This is a genomic window from Stenotrophomonas sp. ZAC14A_NAIMI4_1, assembly GCF_003086915.1.
Taxonomy (GTDB): domain Bacteria; phylum Pseudomonadota; class Gammaproteobacteria; order Xanthomonadales; family Xanthomonadaceae; genus Stenotrophomonas.
In genome coordinates this window covers 4,239,090-4,263,911 of the sequence record NZ_CP026002.1, presented here as the reverse complement: position 1 = coordinate 4,263,911, position 24,822 = coordinate 4,239,090, and the positions used below count along the sequence as shown (strand labels likewise).

Genomic DNA, 24,822 nt, shown 5'->3' with positions numbered 1-24,822 from the left:
GCGACCATCACCGCCTGCCAAGGAGCCTCCCCATGTTCACCACCCTGCTGGTCGCCCTCGATGGCGGCCCCCAGCACGACGCCCTGCTGGACCTGGTCACCCACGTTGCCGGGCCGCGCAGCCGCATCCACCTGCTCTGCGTGATCGACCCGGAGTTTGCCCTGCCCGCCGATGCCGGCGACGCCGATCGCCGCGAATACCCCGCCGCGGCGCGCCAGCAGGCAAAGGCCGAGGGCCTGCTGCAGGACGCCATCGCACAGCTGCGCGAGCGCGGCATCGATGCCCGCCCGCTGCTGCCGGCGGGCGATCCGGGCGAAGTGATCAGCACCCAGGCGCGCGACTTGGGTGCCGACCTGATCGTGATCGGCCATCGCCACCTGTCGCGGCTGCAGCGGCTGCTCGACAGCTCGGTGGCGCAGTGGACACTGGACCACGCGCCGTGCCCGGTGCTGGTGGAAACGCGCGGCGGCTGACATCGCGCTCGTTGCCCGCACGGGGCCGGGTCGCTATTGTGATCCAATCAACCGAGACAAGGATCTGTCATGCGCAAGACCCTGATGTGTACCGGCCTGCTGCTGGCAATGTGTGCCGGCAGCGCCATCGCCAAGGAAGTGCCGCGCATCGACGCGAGCAGTGATGAAGCGGCCACCAGCAGCTTCGCATCCATGATCGATGCCCTGCCTGCTGCCGAGCAGGCGGAGCTGGCCGTCGCGATGCTCAAGCTCAACATGCGCGGCGTGAATAGCGCTTACGATCTCGTCGGCAGACCGGATCCGTCCATCGTGCCGATCAAGGACGATGTGAGCGGCATGACCGCCGCGGAGATCATCGCGCTGGCGCAGGATGCAAACGACGTCAAGATTGTCGACGTCACTGCCGACTGACACGCCACGCACGGACCCGGCGTCGTCGCCGGGCCTGTGCTGACCGCCAGGCCGGCAACGCCTCAGCAGTCGATCACGCCTTCTTCGCCACTCTCATCGTCCAGCACCCGGGCGTGCAGGGTCACCTGGTTGCGGCCGGCACGCTTGGCGGCGTACAGCCCGGCATCGGCGTCGGCCAGCAGCTGGTCGGCGCTGGCCGTGGCCGGCGGGTGCAGGTAAGCCACGCCGATGCTGATGCTGACCGGGCCTTCGGGCAGGCTCAGCGCTTCCACTGCCAGGCGCAGCCGCTCGGCCAGCGCCAGTACGCCGGACAGCGAACTGCCCGGCACGATCACCGCGAATTCCTCGCCGCCATAGCGCGCCACGCTGTCAGCCGCGCGTCCGGCGGTGGCCTGCAGCACGGCCGCCACGGCACGCAGGCATCGGTCGCCGGCCGGGTGGCCGTGCTGGTCGTTGAACGCCTTGAAGTGGTCGATATCCACCAGCAGCAGGGCCAGCTCGGTGCCGCTGCGGCGGGCGCGGTTCCACTCGGCCTGCAGCACCGTGTCGAACTGGCGCCGGTTGGCAACGCCGGTCAGGCCATCCTGCCGCGCCAGCTGGTCCAGCCCGGCCTGGCGTTCCAGCAGATCGATCTGCAGCAGGGTGCTGCGCAGGCTGAAGCCCAGCGTGGCCACTACGAACCCGGCCAGCGCCAGCGGCCGCGCGTGGTCCACCACCAACGTGCCGACCACCAGCAGCAGCAACGGCAGGATCATCGGCCCACCCGCCTGCACCAGCCGCGACAGCCGCGGGTGCAGCACCACGCCCCGGGCCGGCGCCTGGCGCAGTGCAAGCAGTGCCAGCAGCAGGAACGGCATGTCGATCAGCAGGTCGTTATAGGCGCCGAAGGACTGCTCGGCGGTGTAATGGTTGATGTAGAACGCCACCAGCAGGTAGCCCAGCGCGTACAGGGCCAGCGCACGGAAGAACACCCGCCGCTCCGGCACATCGCCGGCAAGCCAGCGCACCACGGCGAAGGCGGCGATGCACAGGTTCTGGATGTCGAACATGTGCTGCATGTTGGCCAGCGCGCGCACGTCGACGTCGATGCGGTCGGCGAAGGACTGCGTGTGCACGAAGAACAGCACACCCAGCAGGGCGGCCATCAGGCCGTCGATGAGGCTGATGGTCCAGCGCTCGCGCCGGGCCCGGGCGAGGATGAACACCAGCGGCACGCCATACAGCACATACAGCAGGAGGCTTACGCTGGGGGTGATGTTGGCCCGCCCGGCACTGAGCGCATCGAGCATGTTGAAGCCCATGCCGCCGGCCCAGAGCAGCAGGGCCAGTGCCGTGGCACGCCACCCCAGCGCCGCCCGGTCACGTTGCGCCCGCCACAGGCAGGCGGCCGCGGCCAGCAAGGGGGCCGCGGTCAGGAAGCCAAACGAACCGCCACCGGCCGTCCCAGGCCAGAACGCCACGACCAACCCGTGGCAAAACAGGTACAGCAGCGCCAGCACTACCGGCATGCACTACCCCCATCCGCAAGGCCGTATGCGCGCACCATACCGCAGCACACGGCCACCGCGGCGTGATCCGCTTTGGAAAAGTCGGATCCGCGACGGTGGCCGCCGTCTCCTGGGGCGGATGCCAGGCGACTGCCGCGGGCCACCCCGGGAAGCCGCTGGGCAGCCGCGACCTGTAAATGCGAAAATCCCTCCCCATCCCAGCAAGCGCCTCCGCGCCGGCCGCCCCGAGACCCCGTGAAAACTCCTGAAGGACTGCGTGCGCTGATCGACGACGGCGTGATCGATGAAGTGCTCCGCCCGCTCAAGAGCGGCAAGGAAGCGGCCGTGTACGTGGTACGCAGCGGCAACGAGGTGCGCTGCGCCAAGGTCTACAAGGACATGGCCCAGCGCAGCTTCCAGCAGCGCGTGCAGTACCAGGAAGGCCGCAAGGTGCGCGGCAGCCGCGAGGCACGTGCGGTTGGCAAGGCCAGCAAGTACGGCCGCAAGCAGCAGGAAACGGCCTGGAAGAACACCGAGGTGGACGCGCTGTACCAGTTGCGCGATGCCGGCGTGCGCGTGCCCGAGCCGTACGGCTACTACCACGGCGTGCTGGTGATGGAGCTGGTCACCGATGCCGACGGCTTCTCCGCCGCCCGCCTGGGCGAGGTGGTGCTGGAGCCGGAACAGGCCCGCCAGTTCCACCAGACCCTGGTCCGCCAGGTGGTGCGCATGCTGTGCTGCGGCCTGATCCATGGCGACCTGTCGCCGTACAACGTGCTGGTCGGTCCCGATGGCCCGGTGGTGATCGATTTCCCGCAGGTGGTCAGTGCCGGCGGCAACAATGCCGCGCGCAGCATGCTGCTGCGGGACGTCAACAACCTCACCGCCTACCTGGGCCGTTTCGCCCCCGAACTGCTGGACACCTGGTATGGCGAGGAAATGTGGGCGCTGTTCGAGGCGGGCAACCTGCTGCCGGACAGCGAGCTGACCGGCACCTTCGTGCACGATGAATCCACCATCGACCTGGACAGCGTGCGCCACGCCATCAACGATGCGCGCGAGGAAGCCCTGATCCGCCAGCAGGGCCGTGAAGCGGCGGAAGAAGACGACGACAGGTAGCGCCACGCCATGCGTGGCGGCTGGACGCCTGATTCCGTAGAGCCGAGCCTGCGCTCGGCTGCTGCTTCCGTAGAGCCGAGCCTACGCTCGGCTGCTGCTTCCGTAGAGCCGAGCCCACGCTCGGCTGCTCTGCTGCCCAGTCGAGCAAGCTCGACTCTACCGAAGGCCAGCCGAGCATAGGCTCGGCTCTACAGGTCAAGCCTTCAGCGCGCGGGCGTGGTGGGCGATGTGCTCGCCGATGAAGCTGGCGATGAAGTAATAGCTGTGGTCATAGCCCGGCTGCAGGCGCAGGGTCAGCGGGTGGCCGACGGCCTCGCAGGCCTGCTGCAGGCGTTCGGGCTGCAGCTGGTTCTGCAGGAACTCATCCGCATCGCCCTGGTCGACCAGCAGCGGCAGGCGCTCGCTGGCATCGGCCACCAGCGCGGTGGCATCCCACTGCGCCCAGTCGGCCGGGTTGTCGCCCAGGTACGCGGTGAAGGCCTTCTGGCCCCACGGCACCTGGCTGGGCGCGACGATCGGCGAGAACGCCGACACGCTGCGGTAGCGGCCCGGGTTGCGCAGCGCCAGCACCAGCGCGCCATGCCCACCCATCGAATGGCCGCTGATCGCACGCGCATCGCTGGCCGGGAAGTTGGCTTCGATCAGCGCCGGCAGTTCGTGCACCACGTAGTCGTGCATGCGGTAGTGCTTGGCCCACGGCTGTTCGGTGGCGTTGAGATAGAAACCGGCACCCTTGCCCAGGTCGTAGCCTTCGGCATCGGCGACGTCATCGCCGCGCGGGCTGGTATCCGGCGCCACCAGGATCACACCGTGCTCGGCGGCGTAGCGCTGCGCACCCGCCTTGGTGATGACGTTCTGTTCGGTGCAGGTCAGGCCGCTCAGCCAGTACAGCACCGGCAGCGCCTGCGTGGCCGCCTGCGGCGGCAGGTACACCGCGAACTGCATGTCGCAGCCCAGGGTGGCCGAGTGATGGCGGTAGACGTCCTGCCAGCCGCCGAAACAGGCGCGGTGTTCGATGCGTTCCATGGTGTTCTCCTGCGCGGCGCGTCAGCGCACGCCTGTGTTGATCGTTGCATCCAGCCGGGACAGCAGGTGCAGCAGTGGTTCGACGCCGGGCTGGCCCTCCAGGTTGCGCCAGGCCGCCACCGCCACGTCGCTGCGCGGCGGCCAGTGGCCATCGGCGCGCGCCTCGTGCAGGCGTGGCAGGAACACCTGCGCCAGCCAGTGCTCGAACGGCATCTCATCGATGCCGAACGGCGAATCCACCGCACGCGGCGCGCCGACCTCGCCCTCGACCCAGCCCAGCGCGCGCAGCGCCTGCTCGATCGGGGCGACCAGGGCCGCGCGCGGGTCTTCCGCACGCGGCCGGCGCAGGGCGTCCAGCCAGCCCATGCCCAGGCTCAGTAATGGACGACCGAGCGGATCGACTTGCCTTCATGCATCAGGTCGAAGGCTTCGTTGATCTTGTCCAGGTCCATGGTGTGGGTCACGAACGGGGCCAGCTCGATATCGCCCTTCATCGCGTCTTCCACCATGCCCGGCAGCTGGCTGCGGCCCTTCACGCCGCCGAAGGCGGTGCCCATCCACTTGCGGCCGGTGACCAGCTGGAACGGACGGGTGGAGATCTCCTGGCCGGCACCGGCCACGCCGATCACCACGCTCTGGCCCCAGCCACGGTGCGCGCATTCCAGCGCCGCACGCATCACGCTGGTGTTGCCGATGCACTCGAAGCTGTGGTCCACGCCCCAGGTGGTCATTTCAACGATGACCTGCTGGATCGGCTTGTCGAAGTCCTTCGGGTTGATGCAGTCGGTGGCGCCGAATTCACGGGCCAGCTCGAACTTGGACGGGTTGGTGTCCACGGCGATGATGCGGCCGGCCTTGGCCTGGCGCGCACCCTGGATGACCGCCAGGCCGATGCCGCCGAGGCCGAACACGGCCACGCTGTCGCCTTCCTGCACCTTGGCGGTGTTGTGCACCGCGCCGATGCCGGTGGTGACGCCGCAGCCGAGCAGGCAGACGTGCTCCGGGTTCGCGTCCGGGTTGATCTTGGCCAGCGAGACTTCGGCCACCACGGTGTACTCGCTGAAGGTCGAGCAACCCATGTAGTGGTAGATCGGCTCGCCGTTGTAGCTGAAGCGGCTGGTGCCGTCGGGCATCACGCCCTTGCCCTGGGTGGCGCGCACCGACACGCACAGGTTGGTCTTGCCGCTCTTGCAGAACAGGCATTCGCCGCACTCGGCGGTGTACAGCGGAATCACGTGGTCGCCCGGCTTGACGCTGGTCACGCCCTCGCCCACTTCCACCACGATGCCGGCGCCTTCATGGCCCAGCACCACCGGGAACAGGCCCTCCGGGTCGTCGCCGGACAGGGTGAACGCATCGGTGTGGCAGACACCGGTGTGGGTGATCTTGACCAGCACTTCGCCAGCCTTCGGCGGGGCGACGTCGATCTCGACGATCTGCAGCGGCTGGCCGGGACCAAAGGCGACGGCGGCACGGGATTTCATGGCGGACTCTCCAAAGACAGGCAGTAACAGGATGGGCGGCGCTATGTTGCGCCGTTGTTTATTTCAGGTACGAGCGGATCAGCCCGCTCATCTCGCGCACGCGTTCGGCGCGTTGTTCGTCGGATGTGGCCGGCTGGCCGAATTCCTCGCGCAGGTGGGCTTCCATCACCTCGGACATCAGCCCATTGACCGCGCCACGGATGGCGGCGATCTGCTGCAGCACGGGCCCGCAGTCGGCACCCGCCTCCAGCGCACGGTCCAGCGCATCGCACTGGCCGCGGATACGGCGCACGCGGGCCAGGACCTTCTTCTTCTCTTCGGGGGAATGCGGCATGGCGGCCACCTGCGGAACTATACTGGGGGATAGTATACACAGGCGGCGCTGGCACTCAATCCAGCAGGCGATCGAAGGCGTTCAGTCGAACGCACCGGTGCTGGCCAGCCGGGTCAGCTCATCCACCACGTAGCGCACCTTCGGCCGCAGGTGGCGGGTGGGCGGCCACAGCGCGTGGATCTCGATGTGCCGCTGCATGCAGTCGTCCAGCACCGACTGCAGCGCGCCGGACTGCAGGTGCCGCCGCACCAGCGAGACCGGCATCTGGCAGATGCCGAGCCCGGCAATGGCACCGTCGATCACCGCGTCGCCATCGTTGAGCTGGTGGGTGGCCGAGGGAATGAAGGTGCCACCCTCCCCGTCCGGGCCGATCCGCCATGCCATCGGCTGGCCGTGGCGGTAGCCGACGATGCTGCGGTGCTGGCGCAGCTCGTCCACGTTGCGCGGCACACCGTGCGCCTGCAGGTAGGACGGCGCCGCACAGGTGACCAGGCGCTGGCTGCCCAGCCGGCGCGCCACCAGGTGCTCGGCCTGCTGCAGGCCGCCGAAGCGGATCAGCAGGTCTATGCCCTCCTCGATCGGGTCGACGAAGTGGTCGGTGAAGGTCACCGTCAGCTGCAGGTCCGGGTACTGCTGGCAGAGCCTGAGCAGTACCGGCATCACCACCAGGCGGCCGAACGACGAGGGCATGTCGATGCGCAGGCGCCCGCTGGGCAGGTGCGCGGCCGAGCCCAGGCAGGCCTCGGCGGCGGAAATCTCATCCAGCGCGGCCGCGCATGAGGCGTAGTAGGCCTCGCCGTCGGTGGTCAGCGAGATGCGCCGGGTGGTGCGGTGGAACAGGCGGACGCCCAGCCGCGCCTCCAGCCGCGCGATGGCCTTGCCCACCGCCGAGCGCGAGATGCCCAGCGCCTCGGCCGCTTCGGTGAAGGTGCTGGCACGGGCCGTGGTGACGAAGGTCGCCAGGCCGTTCAGGGATTCCACGGGCAGCATCTGCAGCCTCCATTGGGGACACCATGTCCCGCCAAATGGGAAATCGAAGCTCTTTATGTGCCTCGATGTCAACTCCATCCTGTGTGCATGGCGCCGCGGGCGCCCTCCCCCACACCGAGATGACCGAGATGACCGACCTGCTGTTCCGCCCCTTCGACCTGGCGGGAACCCCGCTGCACAACCGCGTCGCCATGGCGCCGATGACCCGCGCGCGCAACCCCGGCGCCGTGGCCAACGCGCTGACCGCCGAGTATTACCAGCAGCGCGCCAGTGCCGGCCTGATCATCAGTGAAGGCACGCCGGTGTCGCCGCAGGGCCAGGGCTACGTCGATGTGCCCGGCATCTGGTCGGACGCACAGGTGGCGGGCTGGAAACAGGTGACCGACGCTGTGCATGCGGCGCAGGGCACCATTTTCGCCCAGCTGTGGCACGTCGGCCGCATGTCGCACAGCTCGCTGCAGCCCGACGGCGGCCAGCCGGTCAGCGCCGGTACGCGTGCGGTGGGCAGCGATCCGAGGTACTTCGCGTTCGTGTACCTGGACGATGGCAGCCGCGGCCGCGTCGACCCGACCCCGCCGCGCGCCCTGCGCACCGAGGAAGTGCCGGGCATCGTCAGCGACTTCGTGCGCGGCGCGGAAAATGCCATCGCCGCCGGCTTCGATGGCATCGAACTGCATGCTGCCAATGGCTACCTGTTCGAGCAGTTCCTCAACCCGCTCACCAACGATCGGCAGGACCTGTACGGCGGGTCGCTGCGCAACCGCGCACGGCTGATCCTGGACACCGTGGATGCGATGGCCGCGCGCATCGGTGCGCACCGCGTCGGCGTGCGCCTGGCGCCGAACAGCCAGGTCTTCGACATGCCGGCCTATGCCGAGAACGAGGCCAGCTACCTGTACCTGGCCGAAGAACTGGGCAAGCGCGGGCTGGCCTACGTGCATCTCAATGACAACTACCTGCACGGCGAGCGCGCCATCGGCGAGGCGTTCCTGAAGGCCTTCAAGCAGGCCTACGGCGGCACCGTGCTGCTTGCCGGCGGCATGACCCGTGAGTACGCGCTGCGCCTGGTCGATGAAGGCACCATAGACATCGCCGCCTTCGGCCAGCCCTTCATCTCCAACCCGGACCTGGTCGCGCGGCTGCAGCAGGACATCGCACTGGCCGCCCCCGATCGCGATACCTACTACGGCGGCGGCCGCGAAGGCTATCTGGATTACCCGGTCGCGGTCTGACCAGGCATGGGGTCAGATCCCTTTCCAGGGGAAAGGGCTCTGACCCCTGGTTCGAAGAAGGGGTCAGAGCCGCGCCAGGCGCGGATCTGACCCCATGCCTTCAAGCGTCCTCGCGCACGTAGGCGAACGACTCGTCCAGCCGCGGGAAGCCGATCACCTGCTGTACCAGCGCCTGCGCGTCGTCATCGGTGATGTCGCCTTCAGCGATTTCGCCCTCGCGCGCGAACAGCGCCGCCACTGCCGCGTACTGGTCGGCGCGCAGAACCGGCTGGTGGTTCTGCAACCAGCGCTGCAGGTTCACGGCCAGCTCACCATGCGACAGCAGCGAGTACGGCCGCTCATATTCGGCCACGGCTTCAACCATCTTGCGGAACACGAAGTCCTGGTAATTGGCGGCCAGTACATCGGCACGATCATCGTCATGCCACACCAGCACGACCGGCGGCTCGTCAAAGCCGGGGGCATTGGTCCAGAAGCAGTAGCTGTCACCTGCCCCGGTGCGTGCGAACGGCAGCAGCTGCAGGTCCGCGCGCAGGGGATTGTAGTGATCTTCGGCCGTGAGCTCCTGCCACGCCTCGAGCAGCTCGTCGTGCTCCAGCGGCTCGTATTCCTGCGCATACAGCAGCACCGGCGGGTCGTCCTGCAGCGTGGGAAACACCGTTTCGGACCACTGCGGGTGGCTGCCGCCCCAGCTCAACCGACCTGCGTCATGCAGCTGCTGGAACAGCGGCGGGAATGCCTGGCCGGTCGCCTGTTCGATGTCGCTCAATCTGCTCATGGATGTCCTTGTCATGGGGAGCCACCTACCTTGCCTGAATTCACCCGGCAGATGAACCCGCAGCCTGCTCCAGCAGGTCTAGACTGCGTGCAACCGGCCTCCGCAGACCCCTGCCATGGACTCCCCCGCCCGCACCTTCATCGTCAACATCGATGTACCCGACCTGGCCGCTGCCGAAGCGTTCTACGTTGCAGCGTTCGGCCTGCATGCCGGTCGCCGCCTGGGGGCGGGCGCGCTGGAACTGCTCGGCGGCCCCACCCCGCTGTACCTGCTGCAGAGCGAAGACGGCAGCGTGGCTACCGATGAGGGCGACGTGCGCGATTTCGAGCGGCACTGGACGCCGTTGCACCTGGACTGGGTGGTGGAAGACATCAACGTCGCACTGTCACGCGCGGTGGCTGCAGGCGCGGTGATCGAACTGCCGGTGAGCGAGCGTCGCTGGGGACGGCTGGCGGTGCTGGCCGATCCCTTCGGGCACGGGTTCTGCCTGATCCAGTTCGTCGGGTTGGGGTACGACGCGCTGGTGGAGTGAACGGGAAATCAGCCCAAAATCGGCGCAGGAAAATTTGCAACTATTCGCATTGAATTGCCGACCCTGCCAGCCAACCATTGGCGCTTTGACTCCTGCATTCCTCATGCGTTTCTCATTTATCGAACTCTGCGAACTCCTCGGACAACGCATCGATTGCAATGCTGTCTTGTCCACAGCCAACCGGATAGGGGCAAAACCACCCCGACCAACTTCATTGAAGTGCTCGAATTCCAGCGGAGTCATGTCCCACGGCGCAACCGGTCTTGAGATTGCCTGGACGCACGAGATACTGGCTCCGCAGTACTACCCGCCGCGCAGATCTGGAACAGACTTTGTTTGCTGGATCGATTCGATCTGGTTCGATCCGACAACAGTCGACAATCTGCCGTTGCAACTTTCTCCAGATGCTCTCGCTTCGGATCTTTTTCAAGCGACTCCTCGACTAATTGCGGAAGATATACCAGCGCGTACAGCTGCAAAGCTCACGGACCATCCAGGTTGCATCCTTGTTCTCCCCAGCACACCTCGCCGCTGGCAGATCAAGCTTGCACAGATGCACCGTTACTCGATGCCTGGCCACGATGCCGTTGGAAATGACCGCCTCGAACGGGATGGAAATTCATCCAGATGGAAACACGTGGATCAAGCCGCAGCCTTCTTTCTCTACTGGTGCATTCTCAGAGGCTTCGCAAGCGAACGGCACACGGGTGATCACACCGCAGACCTCCAGGACCTGCGTCAGCATCGTCTGTCACTGACGGAGTACATGCATGCAAGCTGTTTTGAAGGCGAGTTGTGGAGCTGGGATATCCGCGAATCGGCGCGCGACTTCGCGTACACCTATTTTCATGCGCTCTGCCATCGGAACTCGGCGCATCCCAGGATTGGAAAGTTGAATAGGTGCCATCCCAATGACGACCTGAACGCAGTGGTGGACCATCTGTCCAAGTGCGGAGTGCCGAATGCGAACGATGAGTGGCGATTGTTTCATCACTTCGCCACGATGCTCGACGCGCGCTGGCAAGACTACCTGCTGACAGGACTGCAGACAGAAGTAAGCCGCCGCCGGGCTGTCCAGCTCACGGCAATGTATCGGAAAATGGTGGAAAACCTCTCAGCGGTTTCCGAACTGCCGTAGAAATTCGAGTGCTTTTCGACCTCCAGGTGTGCGGAATTTTCTCGAGAGGACATCCACGCATGGCGTGGATCTACCTGCCGCATGCGGGTGGGTGCCGACCGTTGGTCGGCACGGCATCACTCCCGCAGCATGTCCACGAATGCACGCAGCGCCGAGGCCATCTGCCGCTGCTTCGGGTAATACAGCACGAAGCCGGGAAACGGTTCGCTCCAGTCCTGCAGCACCGCCACCATCGTCCCGGCCTCGAGGTGCGGGCGCGCGGCATCTTCCAGCACGTAGGCCAGGCCGAACCCATCAAGTACCGCGCGGATGATGGTGGTCTGCTCGCTCAGCGTCAGCCGCCCGCGCACATCGATTTCCAGCGACTGCCCATCGCGGTCGAACTGCCACTTGTACAGGTGCCCGCTGGCGAAGCGGAAACGGATGCATTCGTGCTGCAGCAGGTCGCGCGGATGCTGCGGCGCCGGGTGCCGGCGCAGGTACTCCGGCGAGGCCACGATCATGCCGTGCAGCGCCGGCCCCAACGGCACCGCCACCATGTCCTCGGGCACGAACTCGTGCAGGCGCACGCCGGCATCAAAACCTTCGGCCACGATGTCCACCAGCCCGTCGTTCTCGGTCAACTCCAGGCGCACGTCCGGGTGCGCGCGCAGGAAGCGGGTCAGCCGCGGGCCAAGCTGGTTCGGCACCGCCGAGCGGGCCGCATTGATGCGCAGCAGGCCGGTCGGGCTGTCCCTGAACTGGTTCATTTCTTCCAGCGCGTCATGCACCTGGCCCAGCGCCGGCTGCAGCCGGTCCAGCAGGCGCTGCCCGGCCTCGGTCAGGGCCACGCTGCGGGTGGTGCGGTGGAACAGGCCCACCCCCAGCCGCTCTTCCAGCGCGCGGATCGCATAGCTCACCGCCGAGGTCGACAAGGTCAGCTCGCCGCCAGCCTTGCGGAAGCTGCGATGGCGCGCCACCGCAGCAAAGGCCGCCAGGTGCGAAAGATTGTCAGTGGCCATGATTGTGCAGTCTGCCTTGATGAATCATGCCGATATCCGGGCTTTGTAGGCCGGTACGAGGGGCGTATTGTAAAGCGCCTTTCGACAAACCCCGCCAAGGATTCCCCATGTCCCTCGCCCATGGTTATGCGGTACGCACCAACACCGCCCCGCTTGAGCCCTTCACCTTCGAACGCCGCGCCGTCGGCGCCAACGACATCCGCATCGAAGTGCTGTACAGCGGCATCTGCCATTCCGACCTGCACCAGGCCCGCGACGATTGGGGCGGCGCCGAATACCCGATGGTGCCCGGCCACGAGATCATCGGCCGCGTGGTCGAGGTCGGTCCGTCCGTCACCACCCTGAAGGTCGGCGATTTCGCCGGCGTCGGCTGCATGGTCGATTCCTGCCGCCATTGCGATGCCTGCAACCACGACCTGGAGCAGTACTGCGAAAAGGGCCCGACCTACACCTACAACAGCCACGACCGCAACACCGGCGAGCTGACCATGGGCGGCTACTCCGACCACATCGTGGTCGAGCAGCGCTTCGTGGTGAAGGTGTCCGAGAAGCTGGACCTGAAGGCCGCCGCACCGCTGCTGTGCGCCGGCATCACCACCTACTCGCCGCTGCGCCACTGGAAGGTCGGCCCGGGCCAGAAGGTGGGCGTGATCGGCCTGGGTGGCCTCGGCCACATGGGCGTGAAGTTCGCCAAGGCGATGGGCGCCACCGTGGTGATGATCACCACCACCCCGGAAAAGGGTGCCGACGCCAAGCGCCTGGGCGCCGACGAAGTGCTGGTCTCGCGCGACGCCGAACAGATGAAGGCCCACGCCAACAGCTTCGACTTCCTGCTCAACACGGTGCCGGTCAGCCATGACACCAACCCGTACATGAGCCTGCTCAAGCGCGATGCCACCATGTGCCTGGTCGGCGTCATCACCGAACTGGACCCGCCGCTGATGGGCGGCACGGTCATCTTCGGCCGCAAGCACGTCACCGGTTCTGCGATCGGCGGCATGGCCGAAACCCAGGAAATGATGGACTTCTGTGCCGAGCACGGCATCGTCAGCGATGTTGAAGTGATCAACATCAAGGACGTGAACCAGGCCTGGGAGCGCATGGCGAAGAACGATGTGCGCTACCGCTTCGTGATCGACATGGCCACCATCAAGGCCTGATCGCCACAGTCATGGAACGAAAAAACCCCGGCAATGCCGGGGTTTTTTCATGGCGCACAGCCGGCTGACACGGTCAGCCCAGTCAAATCAACCGACACGATGCGGAATCCATTTCATGAAGACGTCAACGGGCTGTTGCTCAGCCTGCTCCGCCAGCGCCTGCAGAAAGTCCGCATAGGACCCTATGGCGGGTAGATCCCTGTAGTCCGATCCAGCCCAGAACACGAACCCGATGTTCATCCCGAACGCACGCTTCACCAGCCGGGCGATACGCGAGCTTTCCACATCTGAGTTGGATCTGATGCGCAGGTAGACGTCGTTGATCAGATCACTGCCATCCCCGGCAACTGCGGCGCAACTGACTACCTGTTCCGCCCCAGGGAAGTAGAGGTCGGCAACTTCAGCCAGGAAGTCACTGTTCCGCGCTGGCGCCATTTCATCCCGCCCTGTTCCCTCTGCGGCAGGATTCTGCTCGAACAAGATGAACTGGCTCATGGCAAGGGCCGGTAGCGCCGGGCCATGCCCGGCGGCCACGCAACACGATCAATAAGCAAACTCGCGGAACACCGGGTCCACGTCGCCATGCCAGCGGCCATGGAACAGCGCCAGCTTGCGCTCGGCCGGGGTCAGGCCCGACTCGACGATTTCCTGCAGCACGTCCAGGAACTTGCTTTCGTCCTGGCCATCGGCATTGCGCGCACCGCGGCGCTTGAGGCCTTCCACGGAGATCTTCACCGCTTCGCGGGCCAGGTCGCGCACGGTGCCGTTGCGGAACGGCAGGCCCATGGCATGCTTCGGTACGCCGTCACGCAGTGCGTGGCGCTCGGCCAGGCTGAAATCACGCACCAGGTCCCAGGCGGCATCCAGCGCGGTGTCGTCGTACAGCAGGCCCACCCAGAACGCCGGCAGTGCACACAGACGGCTCCACGGGCCACCGTCGGCACCGCGCATTTCCAGGTACTTCTTCAGGCGCACTTCCGGGAAGGCGGTGGTCATGTGGTCCGACCAGTCGCGCAGCGTCGGCAGCGCACCGGGCAGCACCGGCAGCTTGCCCTGCATGAAATCACGGAAGCTCTGCCCGCTGGCGTCGTGGTAGATGCCATCGCGGTAGGAGAAATACATCGGCACGTCGAGCAGGTAGTCGACATAGCGCTCGTAACCGAAGCCATCCTCGAACACGAAGTCGAGCATGCCGGTGCGGTCGGCGTCGGTGTCGGTCCAGATGTGCGAGCGGTAGCTCAGGTAGCCGTTCGGCTTGCCTTCGGTGAACGGCGAATCGGCGAACAGCGCGGTGGCGATCGGCTGCAGCGCCAGCGACACGCGGAACTTCTTCACCATGTCCGCTTCGGTGGCGTAATCCAGGTTCACCTGCACGGTGGACGTGCGGGTCATCATGTCCAAGCCCAGCGAACCGACCTTGGGCATGTACGAACGCATGATCTTGTAGCGGCCCTTGGGCATCCACGGCATTTCATCGCGGCGCCACTTCGGCTGGAAGCCCATGCCGAGGAAGCCCAGCTGCAGTTCGCCGGCCACCTGTGCCACTTCATTCAAGTGGGTGCCGGTTTCCACGCAGGTCTGGTGGATGGTTTCCAGCGCCGCGCCGGACAGCTCCAGCTGGCCGGCCGGCTCCAGCGTCACCGAGGCGTTGTCACGCAGCAGGGCGATGGTGTTGCCGTTCTCCTGCACCGGCTCCCAGCCGAAGCGGGTCAGGCCGTTGAGCAGGGCTTCGATGCCACGCTCGCCTTCGAAGGTCGGCGGGCGCAGGTCGTCCAGGCGGAACCCGAACTTCTCGTGTTCGGTACCGATGCGCCACTGCGCACGGGGCTTTTCGCCGGAGGCAAGCACCTCGACCAGCTCCGAGCGGTCGGTAATGGGCGTATCGGCGACGTGGCTGGGACTCGACAAGGGGAGGACTCGCTGGACAGTGGCAGGGGATGTGGGGCTGGGAGCCTTCCATCGCAAGGGCGCACTATAGCGTGGCGGCCCTTCGCAGCATGCGACGGTGACGGGTTTCAGCATCCTACCGACGACCTCTTGACCCCCGTACACTCAGGCCATGAGCCGCCATTCACGACACCCGGAACTGCACCGCGCCGATCGCGTGGGCTGGCTGCGCGCCGCCGTACTGGGAGCCAATGACGGCATCGTCTCGGTGGCCGGCCTGGTGGTGGGCGTGGCCGCCAGCGGCGCCTCGGCCAGCACGATCCTGGCCACCGGCGTGGCCGGCACCGTCGCCGGTGCCATGTCGATGGCCGCCGGCGAATACGTGTCGGTGCAGACCCAGGCCGACACCGAAGCGGCCGACCTGGCCGTGGAAATGCGCGAACTGCACGAAGACCCGCACAGCGAACTGGACGAGCTGACCGCGATCTACCGCCATCGCGGCCTGGAGCCGGCACTGGCCCGGCAGGTGGCCGAACAGCTGACCGCACACGACGCGCTGGGCGCGCACGCGCGCGACGAACTCGGCATTACCGACACCCTGCGCGCGCGTCCGCTGCAGGCCGCCCTCGCCTCGGCCGGCGCCTTCACCTGCGGCGCCGCGCTGCCGGTGCTGACCGCCCTGTTCTCCAGCGCGGCGCAGGTCACCGTGGCCACCACCGCCAGCACCCTGCTCGGCCTGTGCCTGACCGGCGCGATGGCCGCCCGTGCCGGTGGTGCGCCGCCGGTGCGCGGTGCCGTGCGGGTGATGTTCTGGGGCGCGCTGGCAATGGCTGCCGCCGCCGGCATTGGCAGACTGCTGGGAGCCCACCTGTCATGACCGCGATGCTGCCACCGGCCGTCGCCCTGCTGGCGGAGATGGCCAGCCTGGCCGGCTGCGACCGCGCCGAAGGCTATGCCTGCATCACCGCGCGCCGCGAACACGGCGCCAGCTCGGTGGACATTCCACAACCGCAGTTCGTGATCCTGCTGGAAGGCAGCAAGCAGGTACGCACCGCGCACCAGTCGCTGACCGTGCACGCCGGCGACATGCTGTTGTTCACCCAGCGCTGCCGGATCGATGTGGTCAACACGCCCGATGCGGGCACCGGCCGTTACCTCAGTGCCATCGTGCCGTTGTGTGCGGAAGTGCTGGGCGCGGCGCGCACGTTGTGGAGCGAAGCGTTGCCGGCCGCTGGCGATGCGATCGCACAGCCACGCCTGGACGACCACGGCGCGGTGCTGCGGCGCTGGCGCCAGGCGCTGCAGGATGGGCATTACAGCGACGCACGGCTGGCCCTGGCCGAGCTGGTACTGGCGTGGTGCCGGCAGGGCCACGGCAACCTGCTGCTGCCGCAGGCACCGAGCCTGGGCGAACAGATCCGCGACCGCATCGCGGCCGAGCCGGCGCGTGACTGGCAGTCGCGCGACGTTGAAGACCAGTTCGCGCTGAGCGGCGCGACCCTGCGCCGTCGCCTGGCGGCCGAGCGCACCAGCCTGCGGCAGTTGCTGACCGAAGCGCGGTTGGCACATGGCATGACGCTGCTGTACACGACGGACCTGCCACTGAAGACGGTGGCCGCACGCGCGGGGTATCGGTCGGCGGCGAGTTTCAGCAAGCGCTTCGCCGAGCGGTACGGGTTGGCTCCGACAGACATCTAGGGTGGGGTTGTCTGGCAGGGCTTGCAGCCCTGCACCTGCTGCGAGCCAGAGCAACGTCAACGTCAAAAGCCGGAGCGGCATTCCGTGGGATGGCGGGGCGGTGTGGGTGGTCAGGACACGCCGTAAACCCGTCCATGGGGGCTCGATGGCGCCATCCATGGCGCCAACGGTCCTGCCCACCCACACCGCCCCACCTCTGACAGTTGGCCGGTGCTGTTGGTGCCAACTGCTGAGGGTGGGTGCCGACCGTTGGTCGGCACATCTGTCAGATATCGAATGAATTCATCCACGCATGGCGTGGATCTACTGGTAACGGCGGCTTTTGGTAGGTGTCGACCTTGGTCGACACATCTCTCAGATATCGAAATCCTTCTGGGGTCAGAGCCCGTTGCGCAGCAACGGGATCCGACCCCGAGCTCTGGCAGATCGCGGCCAACTGTCGAAGGCGGGGTGGGTCCGGTGGCAGGGGTGTGAGCGGCATGGATGCCGCGACCAAGCCCCCATGGATGGGTTTACGGCGTCCCCTGCCACCGGACCCACCCCGCCTACCCTCAGGAGACCAGCTTCTGCCGTTGCTTCGGCAGTTGACGTTGCTTCTGCGGGTGCAGGGCTGCAAGCCCTGCCGCACACACCCCCCCTGAGCATTCCACGCAGTGGTTTGAGCGCATCGCGCACGCGCCACCCGGCACGCTGCACGGCAACGGAATCCCCCGCCTTGCCGAGCCCCTCATGAACCTCCATCACATGCCCCTGCACGCCGCGCTGCTGCTGGCACTGTCCTCCCTGCCGCTGGCTGCCATGGCCGAAGCCACCTCGCCGCCCCCCGCCCAACAGGTGCCGGGCGTCTACCACCAGCGCGTCGGCACCCTGCAGGTCACCGCCCTGTTCGATGGCGTGGTCGCGCTGGGACGGCAGGAAGTGGTTGGTGTCGCGCCCACCCTGGTCACCCGCCTGCTCGATGGTCGCTATGTGCCGGAAGACAGCAAAGGCCTGCAGACCGCGGTCAACGCTTTCCTGGTCCGCCAGGGCAACCACCTCACCCTGGTCGACACCGGCACCGCACAGTGCTTCGGTCCCGGCCTGGGCCAGGTGCTGGGCAACCTGCGCGCGGCAGGCGTGGACCCGACCGAGGTGGACGACGTGCTGCTCACCCACGCCCACCCGGACCATATGTGCGGCGTGCTGGATGCGCAGGGCCAGCCGGCTTACCCCAATGCCACCGTGTGGCTGTCCAGGGCCGATGCCGATTACTGGCTGGACCCGGCCAGCGAAGCCCGGGCGCCGCAGGGCGTGCGCTTCGCCTTCCCGCTGGCGCGCAACGCAGTGGCGCCGTATCAGGCCAGCGGTCACCTGCGCACCTTCAGCCCCGGCGATGCCCTGCCCGGTGGCGCGGTGGCGATGGACAGCCACGGCCATACCCCCGGCCATGTCTCCTACCGGTTCGACAGCCAGGGCCAGTCATTGCTGGTGTGGGGAGATGTGCTGCACTTCCACGCGGTGCAGTTCGCACACCCGGAAGCGGCCTTCGAGGCCGATGCCGACCGCAAGGCGGCCATCGCCAGCCGTCGCGCCCTGCTTGAGGAGGCCACCGCCCAGGGCTGGTGGGTGGCCGGTGCCCACCTGCCGTTCCCCGGTCTGGGCCACGTGCGCCGCGAGGGCGAGGCCTATGCGTGGGTGCCGGCGGAGTATTCGCCGTTGAAATGAAGTGCCGCCGGGCATGGTGCCGTTGCCGGCCAGCCGCCGGCACTACCAGAAGGCAGGTCGGTAGCGCCCGGCTGCCAGCCGGGCGACCAGCAGACGCCTTACGCCAGCCCCAGCCAGCCGCCGATCACGCCGCGGGCTTCATCCACGCCGGTGCGGTCTTCACCGGAGAACACCTGCACGCTGACGCTGTCGCCGTAGGCCGAATGCAGGTCCTTGCGCACCTTCTGCAGGGTCTGCATCTGCTGGCTGCGGCTGAGCTTGTCGGCCTTGGTCAGCAGCGCGTGCGCGGGCATGCCACGCTGCACGGCGTAGGACAGCATCTGCCGGTCGTAGTCCTTCAGCGGGTGGCGGATGTCCATCACCACCACCAGGCCCTTCAGGGCTTCGCGGGTGCGGAAGTACCGGTCGATGAAGGCCTGCCAGTGCGCCTGCAGGTCCAGCGGCACCTTGGCGTAGCCGTAACCGGGCAGGTCGACCAGGTGCGCTTCCGGGGTGATCTGGAAGAACACCAGCTGCTGGGTGCGGCCGGGGGTCTTGGACACACGGGCCAGGGAGTTCTGCCGGGTCAGCGCGTTGAGGGCGCTGGACTTGCCGGCGTTGGAGCGGCCGGCGAAAGCCACTTCGGCCCCTTCATCGGGCGGCAGCTGCCGCACGTTATGGGCCGAGAGGTGGTAACGGGCGCGTTCGATGAGCAATGACATGTGCCTAGGATCGCATGTTGCGGCGCCGCGCGCCCGTTCCCGGCGCCGCTGGCCGGGAAAATGCTGCACTGCTGCGTTGACCGTGCGCGGAAACGGCGTTGATAATCCGGGCGATGCCGGCGGCCACCGCCCGGCCCGGTCCATACGGAGCTTTAGCATGCGCCACGCTCGCGTTCTTGCCGTATCCGCTCTTGCCACTGCCGTCGTCGTTGCCGCTGCTGCCTTCGCGCAGACCACGCTGACCCCGCTGCCGGACAACGGGCCGATCCGCACGGCCTCGCTGGAGGTCGATTTCAGCAAGACCACCTGGGGCGACGCCAAGGCCGGCCAGACCAAGGCCTCGGCCTGCGCGGCCTGCCACGGGGCCGACGGCAATTCCACGGTGGAGATGTACCCGTCCATCGCCGGCCAGAGCGAGCGCTACGTGGCCCAGCAGATGGCCCTCATCGCCAACGGCCAGCGCAGTTCCGGCGCATCGGTGGCGATGGTGCCCTTCGTGCAGAACCTCACCCCGCAGGACATGCGCGATATCGGCGCGTTCTTCGCCACCCAGAAGGCCACCGCCGGCATCGCCGACGATACGGCCGTGACCGATGGCCCCTACAAGGGCATGAAGTTCTACGAGATCGGCCAGCAGCTGTACCGCGGCGGCGACGCCACGCGCGGCCTGCCGGCCTGCATGGCCTGCCACGGCCCCAGCGGCGCCGGCAACCCCGGCCCGGCCTATCCGCACATCGGCGGCCAGCACACCAGCTATGTCGCTCGCCGCCTGCAGGAATACCAGGCCGGCCAGACCAACGAGACCGACAAGGCGCACTTCCAGATCATGGCCGCGGTAGCCCAGAAGCTCAGCGAACAGGAAGTCCAGGCCCTCTCCAGCTACCTGCAGGGCCTGCACAACAAGGCCGATGACATCGCCGCCGAAGCCGCCGCCACGCAACCGGCCGCCGCCCCCTGACCGCCACTGGTCGGCCCGGGTCGCCACGGCGGCCCGCGGCTGCGGTATGTTTCCTTCACGCCGGCGGCTGCGCCGGCGTTGTTATTTTCAATGGAGATGCGTGTCGATGAGGTTGATTCCCCGCCTTCTGCTGTCCCTGCTGGTGATGCTGCCGCTGGCCGCTTACGCCGCCACCCCCGCCAATGCCCCGCTGGTTGAAGGCAAAGACTACGAACGCATCGCCAAGTCCGGCCCGTTCCAGCCCCTGGCCGGCAAGATCGAAGTCGTTGAAGTCTTCGGCTACACCTGCCCGCATTGCGCCCATTTCGAGCCGCAGCTGGAAGCCTGGGCCGCCAAGCTGCCGGCCGACGTGCGCTTCACCCCGGTCCCGGCCGCCTTCGGCGGTGCCTGGGATGCCTGGGCCCTGGCCTATTACGCCGCCGATGAAGTGGGCGTGGCCAAGCGCAGCCACGCCGCCGTGTTCAAGGCCCTGCACGAGCAGGGTTCGCTGCCGATGCAGAACGTCTCGGCCGATGAGCTCGCCACCTTCTACAGCGCCTATGGCGTGAGCGCCGACCGCTACAAGCAGGCCCTGCGTGGCGATGCGGTGCAGAAGAAGGTCGCCGAGGCCCGTGCCTTCGCCCAGCGCACCCAGGTCCCGGGCACGCCGGCCATCATCATCAACGGCCAGTACCTGGTGCGTGGCAACAGCTTCGAGGACCAGCTGCGCATCGCGTCCAAGCTGATTTCCGAAGCCCGCGCCCGCCGCTGAACCAATCCCGACCATCGACACGGCGCTGTCGCCGCCGCATGTCATCATTTCCCCCTGGCCGGCGCCCGCCGCCGGCCCCACCTTTCCAGATGCTGGAGACGTTTCAATGAAGACCCGTATCGCTGCTTTCGCACTTGCAGCCCTGCTGCCGATCCTGGCGGCCTGCAAGGCCGACGATGGCACCACCAACACCACCGCTCCGGCTGAACCGGCCGCGACCCCGGCTGCCGCCGAGCCTGCCGCCGAGCCTGCCGCGACCCCCGCCGCCGAGCCCGCTGCCGGCGCCGAAGGCGCTGCCCCGGCCGCCACCGACACCGCTGCGGCCCCGGCCCCGACCACCACCGCGCTGACCGGCCCGGCCCCGGTGGAAGGCGCCGACTACCAGCTGATCAGCAACGGCCAGCCGTTCCAGCCGGCTGCCGGCAAGGTCGAAGTGGTCGAGATCTTCGGTTACGTCTGCCCGGCCTGCGCCGCCTTCCAGCCGCTGGTCGGCCCGTGGAAGGCCGGCCTGCCCAGCGACGTGAACTTCGTCTACGTGCCGGCCATGTTCGGCGGCACCTGGGACAACTACGCCCGTGCCTTCTACGCCGCGCAGACCCTGGGCGTGCAGGAGAAGACCCACGAGGCGCTGTACGCCGCCATCCACTCGCAGCAGACCCTGAAGGGTGAGCGCGGCGCCGACTCGGTCGACGACATCGCCAAGTTCTACGCCGGCTACGGCGTGGATCCGAAGCAGTTCGCCGCCACCATGGGCAGCTTCGCGGTGAATGCCAAGACCAACTCGGCCAAGCAGTTCGCCCAGCGCAGCCAGATCAGCGGCACCCCGTCGATCATCATCAACGGCAAGTACCTGGTGAAGGGCAAGACCTTCCCGGACATGCTGCGCATCGCCGACCACCTGATCGCCCGCGAACGCGGTGCGGCCCAGGCGCACTGATCCCGAGAGAAAGCATTGCCGGCCGTGACTTCCCCCCACACACGGACCCTGCGCTTGCTGACGGCCAACATCCAGGCCGGCTCGAGCACCCGCCGCTACAGCGACTATGTGACCCGCAGCTGGTCACATGCGCTGCCGGCGGGACGCAAGCGCAGCAGCCTGGACGCGATCGCCACCCTGGCGCGCGGCCATGACATCGTCGGCCTGCAGGAGGCCGACCCGGGCAGCCTGCGGTCGGGCTTCACCAACCAGACCCACTACCTGGCCCAGCGCGCCGGCTTCAACTACTGGAGCCACCAGCCGAACCGGCGCATGGGCGGGGTGGCGTCCAGCGCCAACGGCCTGCTGAGCAAGCTGGAACCGGTGGAAGTACAGGACCACGCCTTGCCCGGCCGTATCGGCGGGCGCGGCGTACTGCTGGCCAAGTTCGGCGATGGCGAGGACGGCCTGGCCGTGGCGGTGGCCCACCTGTCACTGGGTGCGGGTTCGCGGATGTCCCAGCTCGGCTTCATCGCCGAGCTGCTGTCCGACCATCCCAACGCCGTGCTGATGGGCGATTTCAACTGCCTGGCCGAGCGCCCGGAAATGCAGGTGCTGTACCAGAAGACCCGGCTGCAGCCGCCGGGCTGCGTGGTGCCGACCTTCCCCAGCTGGCGCCCGGACCGGGCCATCGACCACATCCTGGTCAGCAGCAACCTGCAGACCCGCAGCGTGGAAGCCGTCCCGGCCGCGTTCTCCGATCACCTGGCCCTGGCCATGGCCATCGACGTTCCCGCCGACGCCCTGCGCTGACCCGTTTGGTAGGTGCCAACCTTGGTTGGCGCGGTGGGTGCGCACCTACCGTTCTGGTGGGTGCGGACCGTTGGTCCGCACGCTCTCCGACGGGCACACCCCGGCGCTACCCCGCCTGCACCACCGGCGTTCTCAACCGCCGCGCGGTCATCGTGCTGCCTACCGAAGCCACCACCGTGCAGCCGATTGCCAGCCACTGAACGCCGGCCAGCTGCTCGTGCAGCAACAGCATCGCCCACAGCGCGGCCACCGCCGGTTCCATGCTGATCAGGATGCCGAAGGTTTCTTTGGGCAGGCGCTTGAGCGCCATCATTTCCAGCGACATCGGGATCGCGCTGGACACCAGCGCCACCAGCAGGCCCGCCAGCAGGATCTTCGGCTCCAGCAGCGCCATGCCGGCGTGGGCCACGCCCACCGGCACCACCACCAGTGACGCGGCCAGCAGCCCCAGCGAAACCGTATGGCCGGCATGCAGGTGGCCGGCGCGCTTGCCGAAGACGATGTACAGACCCCAACACGCTGCGGCGCCCATGGCGTAGAGCACGCCGGCAGGATCCAACGCCGGCCCGCCGCCCAGCGGCAGCAGCAGCAACAGGCCAACCAGCGCACAGCCTACCCAGAGGAAGTCGATCGGCCGCCGCGAGGACAGCATCGCCACCGTCAACGGGCCGGTGAACTCGATGGCCACGGCGATGCCGAAGGGAATGGTGCGGATGGCCATGTAGAACAGCAGGTTCATCAGGCCCAGGGTCAGCCCGTAGCGGAGGATGGTCATCGCATCCACGCGGCTGGTTTTCCAGCGCCACGGCCGCCAGAACAGCAGCAGCAACAGGGCCGAGAAGCCCACGCGCAACGCGCTGGTGCCCTGCGCGCCGACCAGGGGGAACAGGTGTTTGGCATAGGAAGTGCCGATGGCCAGCGCGGTAACCGAGCCGAGCACCGCCAGCGCCGGCAACATCGGCGCGAATCGGGAAGTCTGCATGCGCCCAGTCTATTGCGCTGGCGGCGAGCACTTGGCTCAATTGAGGGCCCGTCCGCGCAATTTCTGCTCGCCATGGCCACCGCCCCCGTGCTGGACAGCTTCGACCACGCCATCCTCGACCTGCTGCAGCGGGACAACGCCCTGCCGCAGCGGCAGATTGCCGAGGCCGTGCACCTGTCCACGCCCGCCGTGCAGCGGCGCATCAAGCGACTGCAGGACAGCGGCGTGATTTCCGCCAACGTGGCTGTGCTCGACGCGGCCAGGGTCGGGCGCCCGCTCACGATCATCGTCGAGGTACGTGTGGTGAGCGAGCAGCGCGAGAAGGTCGCCCCGTTCCGCCGCCGCGTGCAGGATGACCCGGCCGTGCAGCAGTGCTACTCGATCACCGGCGACGGCGATTTCCTGCTGCTGCTTTCGGCGGCCTCGATGGAAGAGTACGAAGCGATCACCGAGCGACTGTTCGGCGGCGACGACAACATCGAGCGCTTCCGCACCTCGGTGGCGCTGGGCACGTTGAAGCGCAGCTTCTCGGTCCCGATGCCACCGGTTGTGTAGAGTCGAGCCATGCTCGACTGCTGTTGCCTGTGCCGTTGTAGAGTCGAGCCATGCTCGACTGCTTTTCCATGCAGTCGAGCATGGCTCGACTCTACATTGCCGCCAGTCGAGCAAGCTCGACTCTACATCCGGAAACCATGAGCACACCGCCCTCCCCTGCCCGACGCCTGCGCCGCTGGCTGCTGCGCGCCACGCTGCTGCTGATCGCCGGCATCGCCGCGCTGTCCCTGTGCAACAGCCCCTGGGCGGCGGCACCGAAGATGCTGTGGACACTGGGACGCATGCCTGTGGCCACTGAACTGCCGGTACCGGTAGACGGCGTGCGGCCCAGGCAGATCGCCGACACCTTCGGCGCGCCCCGCGGCCGTGACCGCACCCACGCCGGCATCGACATCTTCGGCAAGCGCGGCACGCCGGTGCGCAGTGCCACGGTGGGCGTCATCGCCGATGTGCGCGAAAGCGGGCTGGGCGGGCGCCAGGTATGGGTGATCGGGCCCGGCCGTGAGCGTTACTACTACGCGCACCTGGAAGACTGGGCCGAGGGCCTGGCGCGAGGCCAGGTGGTGCAGGCCGGCCAGCTGCTGGGCTACGTGGGCGACAGTGGCAATGCCAAGGGCACGCCGCCGCACCTGCACTGGGGCATCTACGGCACGGACGGCGCCCGCGACCCGTTGCCGCTGCTGCGTTGACGC

General features: G+C 67.4%; 28 protein-coding genes. 16 read left to right on the top strand and 12 right to left on the bottom strand.

Annotated features, from left to right (window positions below):
- The first annotated feature begins 32 nt into the window (after positions 1-32).
- Both C1926_RS19525 and C1926_RS19520 read left to right on the top strand, forming a co-directional pair.
- Entirely contained in the window at positions 33-473 is a 441-nt protein-coding gene (locus C1926_RS19525) for a universal stress protein (protein ID WP_108760349.1), read from the top strand.
- Positions 474-542: 69 nt separating this feature from the next.
- Positions 543-884 (top strand): hypothetical protein, encoded by a 342-nt coding sequence (locus C1926_RS19520; RefSeq protein ID WP_108760348.1) that lies wholly within the window; start codon positions 543-545, stop codon positions 882-884.
- A 62-nt stretch (positions 885-946) separates the two neighbouring features.
- On the opposite strand, the gene C1926_RS19515 is transcribed toward C1926_RS19520, so the two are convergent.
- Positions 947-2,392: a GGDEF domain-containing protein gene (locus C1926_RS19515; RefSeq protein ID WP_108760347.1), complete on the bottom strand. Its 1,446-nt coding sequence runs from the start codon at positions 2,390-2,392 to the stop codon at positions 947-949.
- A gap of 234 nt (positions 2,393-2,626) precedes the next feature.
- On the opposite strand from C1926_RS19515, the gene C1926_RS19510 reads away from it, so the two are divergent.
- Complete coding sequence (locus C1926_RS19510; RefSeq protein WP_108760346.1) at positions 2,627-3,490, top strand: PA4780 family RIO1-like protein kinase; 864 nt, start codon at positions 2,627-2,629, stop codon at positions 3,488-3,490.
- Positions 3,491-3,685: 195 nt separating this feature from the next.
- Here C1926_RS19510 and fghA read toward each other — a convergent pair whose 3' ends face one another.
- The 5 genes from fghA to C1926_RS19485 form a co-directional block, all read right to left on the bottom strand.
- Positions 3,686-4,516, bottom strand: coding sequence for an S-formylglutathione hydrolase (gene fghA, locus C1926_RS19505; protein ID WP_108760345.1), 831 nt, complete (start codon positions 4,514-4,516; stop codon positions 3,686-3,688).
- A 21-nt stretch (positions 4,517-4,537) separates the two neighbouring features.
- A complete protein-coding gene (locus C1926_RS19500) occupies positions 4,538-4,882 on the bottom strand; it encodes a YqcC family protein (RefSeq protein ID WP_108760344.1) in 345 nt (114 codons plus the stop codon).
- A gap of 8 nt (positions 4,883-4,890) precedes the next feature.
- A complete protein-coding gene (locus tag C1926_RS19495) occupies positions 4,891-6,000 on the bottom strand; it encodes an S-(hydroxymethyl)glutathione dehydrogenase/class III alcohol dehydrogenase (protein WP_079223296.1) in 1,110 nt (369 codons plus the stop codon).
- 58 nt (positions 6,001-6,058) lie between these two features.
- On the bottom strand, positions 6,059-6,334 hold the full coding sequence (locus tag C1926_RS19490; RefSeq protein WP_079223297.1) for a metal/formaldehyde-sensitive transcriptional repressor: 276 nt from the start codon (positions 6,332-6,334) through the stop codon (positions 6,059-6,061).
- An 81-nt stretch (positions 6,335-6,415) separates the two neighbouring features.
- Positions 6,416-7,324 (bottom strand): LysR family transcriptional regulator, encoded by a 909-nt coding sequence (locus C1926_RS19485; RefSeq protein WP_108760343.1) that lies wholly within the window; start codon positions 7,322-7,324, stop codon positions 6,416-6,418.
- A gap of 128 nt (positions 7,325-7,452) precedes the next feature.
- On the opposite strand from C1926_RS19485, the gene C1926_RS19480 reads away from it, so the two are divergent.
- Entirely contained in the window at positions 7,453-8,556 is a 1,104-nt protein-coding gene (locus C1926_RS19480) for an alkene reductase (protein ID WP_108760768.1), read from the top strand.
- Between the two features lie 100 nt (positions 8,557-8,656).
- On the opposite strand, the gene C1926_RS19475 is transcribed toward C1926_RS19480, so the two are convergent.
- The gene (locus tag C1926_RS19475; RefSeq protein WP_108760342.1) at positions 8,657-9,334 is read right to left on the bottom strand and encodes an SMI1/KNR4 family protein; all 678 of its coding nucleotides are present in this window, start codon (positions 9,332-9,334) and stop codon (positions 8,657-8,659) included.
- A gap of 115 nt (positions 9,335-9,449) precedes the next feature.
- On the opposite strand from C1926_RS19475, the gene C1926_RS19470 reads away from it, so the two are divergent.
- Both C1926_RS19470 and C1926_RS21630 read left to right on the top strand, forming a co-directional pair.
- The gene (locus C1926_RS19470; RefSeq protein WP_108760341.1) at positions 9,450-9,866 is read left to right on the top strand and encodes a VOC family protein; all 417 of its coding nucleotides are present in this window, start codon (positions 9,450-9,452) and stop codon (positions 9,864-9,866) included.
- A 241-nt stretch (positions 9,867-10,107) separates the two neighbouring features.
- Positions 10,108-11,004, top strand: coding sequence for a hypothetical protein (locus C1926_RS21630; RefSeq protein ID WP_159095162.1), 897 nt, complete (start codon positions 10,108-10,110; stop codon positions 11,002-11,004).
- Positions 11,005-11,120: 116 nt separating this feature from the next.
- Here the strand turns inward: C1926_RS21630 and C1926_RS19460 are convergent, their stop codons facing one another.
- Positions 11,121-12,005, bottom strand: coding sequence for a LysR family transcriptional regulator (locus C1926_RS19460; protein ID WP_108760339.1), 885 nt, complete (start codon positions 12,003-12,005; stop codon positions 11,121-11,123).
- A gap of 107 nt (positions 12,006-12,112) precedes the next feature.
- Here C1926_RS19460 and C1926_RS19455 point away from each other — a divergent pair, with 107 nt between their 5' ends.
- The gene (locus C1926_RS19455; RefSeq protein WP_108760338.1) at positions 12,113-13,165 is read left to right on the top strand and encodes an NAD(P)-dependent alcohol dehydrogenase; all 1,053 of its coding nucleotides are present in this window, start codon (positions 12,113-12,115) and stop codon (positions 13,163-13,165) included.
- A gap of 87 nt (positions 13,166-13,252) precedes the next feature.
- Here C1926_RS19455 and C1926_RS19450 read toward each other — a convergent pair whose 3' ends face one another.
- Both C1926_RS19450 and C1926_RS19445 read right to left on the bottom strand, forming a co-directional pair.
- The gene (locus tag C1926_RS19450) at positions 13,253-13,660 is read right to left on the bottom strand and encodes a hypothetical protein (RefSeq protein ID WP_159095161.1); all 408 of its coding nucleotides are present in this window, start codon (positions 13,658-13,660) and stop codon (positions 13,253-13,255) included.
- A 48-nt stretch (positions 13,661-13,708) separates the two neighbouring features.
- On the bottom strand, positions 13,709-15,073 hold the full coding sequence (locus tag C1926_RS19445) for a glutamate--cysteine ligase (RefSeq protein WP_108760336.1): 1,365 nt from the start codon (positions 15,071-15,073) through the stop codon (positions 13,709-13,711).
- Positions 15,074-15,224: 151 nt separating this feature from the next.
- Between C1926_RS19445 and C1926_RS19440 the strand changes: the two genes are divergently transcribed.
- From C1926_RS19440 to C1926_RS19430, 3 genes are all read left to right on the top strand, one after another.
- A complete protein-coding gene (locus tag C1926_RS19440; RefSeq protein WP_108747358.1) occupies positions 15,225-15,929 on the top strand; it encodes a VIT family protein in 705 nt (234 codons plus the stop codon).
- Positions 15,926-16,750 (top strand): helix-turn-helix transcriptional regulator, encoded by an 825-nt coding sequence (locus C1926_RS19435; protein WP_108760335.1) that lies wholly within the window; start codon positions 15,926-15,928, stop codon positions 16,748-16,750. The genes C1926_RS19440 and C1926_RS19435 overlap by 4 nt, the downstream gene beginning before the upstream one ends.
- 729 nt (positions 16,751-17,479) lie before the next feature.
- Positions 17,480-18,454 carry an MBL fold metallo-hydrolase gene (locus tag C1926_RS19430; RefSeq protein WP_108760334.1) on the top strand — a complete coding sequence of 325 codons (975 nt, stop codon included), beginning with the start codon at positions 17,480-17,482 and terminating at the stop codon, positions 18,452-18,454.
- A 98-nt stretch (positions 18,455-18,552) separates the two neighbouring features.
- Here C1926_RS19430 and yihA read toward each other — a convergent pair whose 3' ends face one another.
- Positions 18,553-19,155, bottom strand: coding sequence for a ribosome biogenesis GTP-binding protein YihA/YsxC (gene yihA, locus C1926_RS19425; protein ID WP_108760333.1), 603 nt, complete (start codon positions 19,153-19,155; stop codon positions 18,553-18,555).
- Between the two features lie 157 nt (positions 19,156-19,312).
- On the opposite strand from yihA, the gene C1926_RS19420 reads away from it, so the two are divergent.
- The 4 genes from C1926_RS19420 to C1926_RS19405 all read left to right on the top strand — a co-directional run bounded on the left by C1926_RS19420 (position 19,313) and on the right by C1926_RS19405 (position 22,593).
- The gene (locus C1926_RS19420) at positions 19,313-20,113 is read left to right on the top strand and encodes a c-type cytochrome (RefSeq protein WP_108760332.1); all 801 of its coding nucleotides are present in this window, start codon (positions 19,313-19,315) and stop codon (positions 20,111-20,113) included.
- Positions 20,114-20,219: 106 nt separating this feature from the next.
- On the top strand, positions 20,220-20,864 hold the full coding sequence (locus C1926_RS19415) for a thiol:disulfide interchange protein DsbA/DsbL (protein ID WP_079223321.1): 645 nt from the start codon (positions 20,220-20,222) through the stop codon (positions 20,862-20,864).
- A 106-nt stretch (positions 20,865-20,970) separates the two neighbouring features.
- Complete coding sequence (locus tag C1926_RS19410; protein WP_108760331.1) at positions 20,971-21,801, top strand: thiol:disulfide interchange protein DsbA/DsbL; 831 nt, start codon at positions 20,971-20,973, stop codon at positions 21,799-21,801.
- A gap of 54 nt (positions 21,802-21,855) precedes the next feature.
- Entirely contained in the window at positions 21,856-22,593 is a 738-nt protein-coding gene (locus C1926_RS19405) for an endonuclease/exonuclease/phosphatase family protein (RefSeq protein WP_174208737.1), read from the top strand.
- Positions 22,594-22,699: 106 nt separating this feature from the next.
- Here C1926_RS19405 and C1926_RS19400 read toward each other — a convergent pair whose 3' ends face one another.
- A complete protein-coding gene (locus C1926_RS19400; protein WP_108760330.1) occupies positions 22,700-23,575 on the bottom strand; it encodes an EamA family transporter in 876 nt (291 codons plus the stop codon).
- 72 nt (positions 23,576-23,647) lie between these two features.
- On the opposite strand from C1926_RS19400, the gene C1926_RS19395 reads away from it, so the two are divergent.
- Positions 23,648-24,130: an Lrp/AsnC family transcriptional regulator gene (locus C1926_RS19395; protein WP_108760329.1), complete on the top strand. Its 483-nt coding sequence runs from the start codon at positions 23,648-23,650 to the stop codon at positions 24,128-24,130.
- A 137-nt stretch (positions 24,131-24,267) separates the two neighbouring features.
- The gene (locus tag C1926_RS19390) at positions 24,268-24,819 is read left to right on the top strand and encodes a M23 family metallopeptidase (RefSeq protein WP_108760328.1); all 552 of its coding nucleotides are present in this window, start codon (positions 24,268-24,270) and stop codon (positions 24,817-24,819) included.
- Positions 24,820-24,822 lie beyond the last annotated feature (3 nt).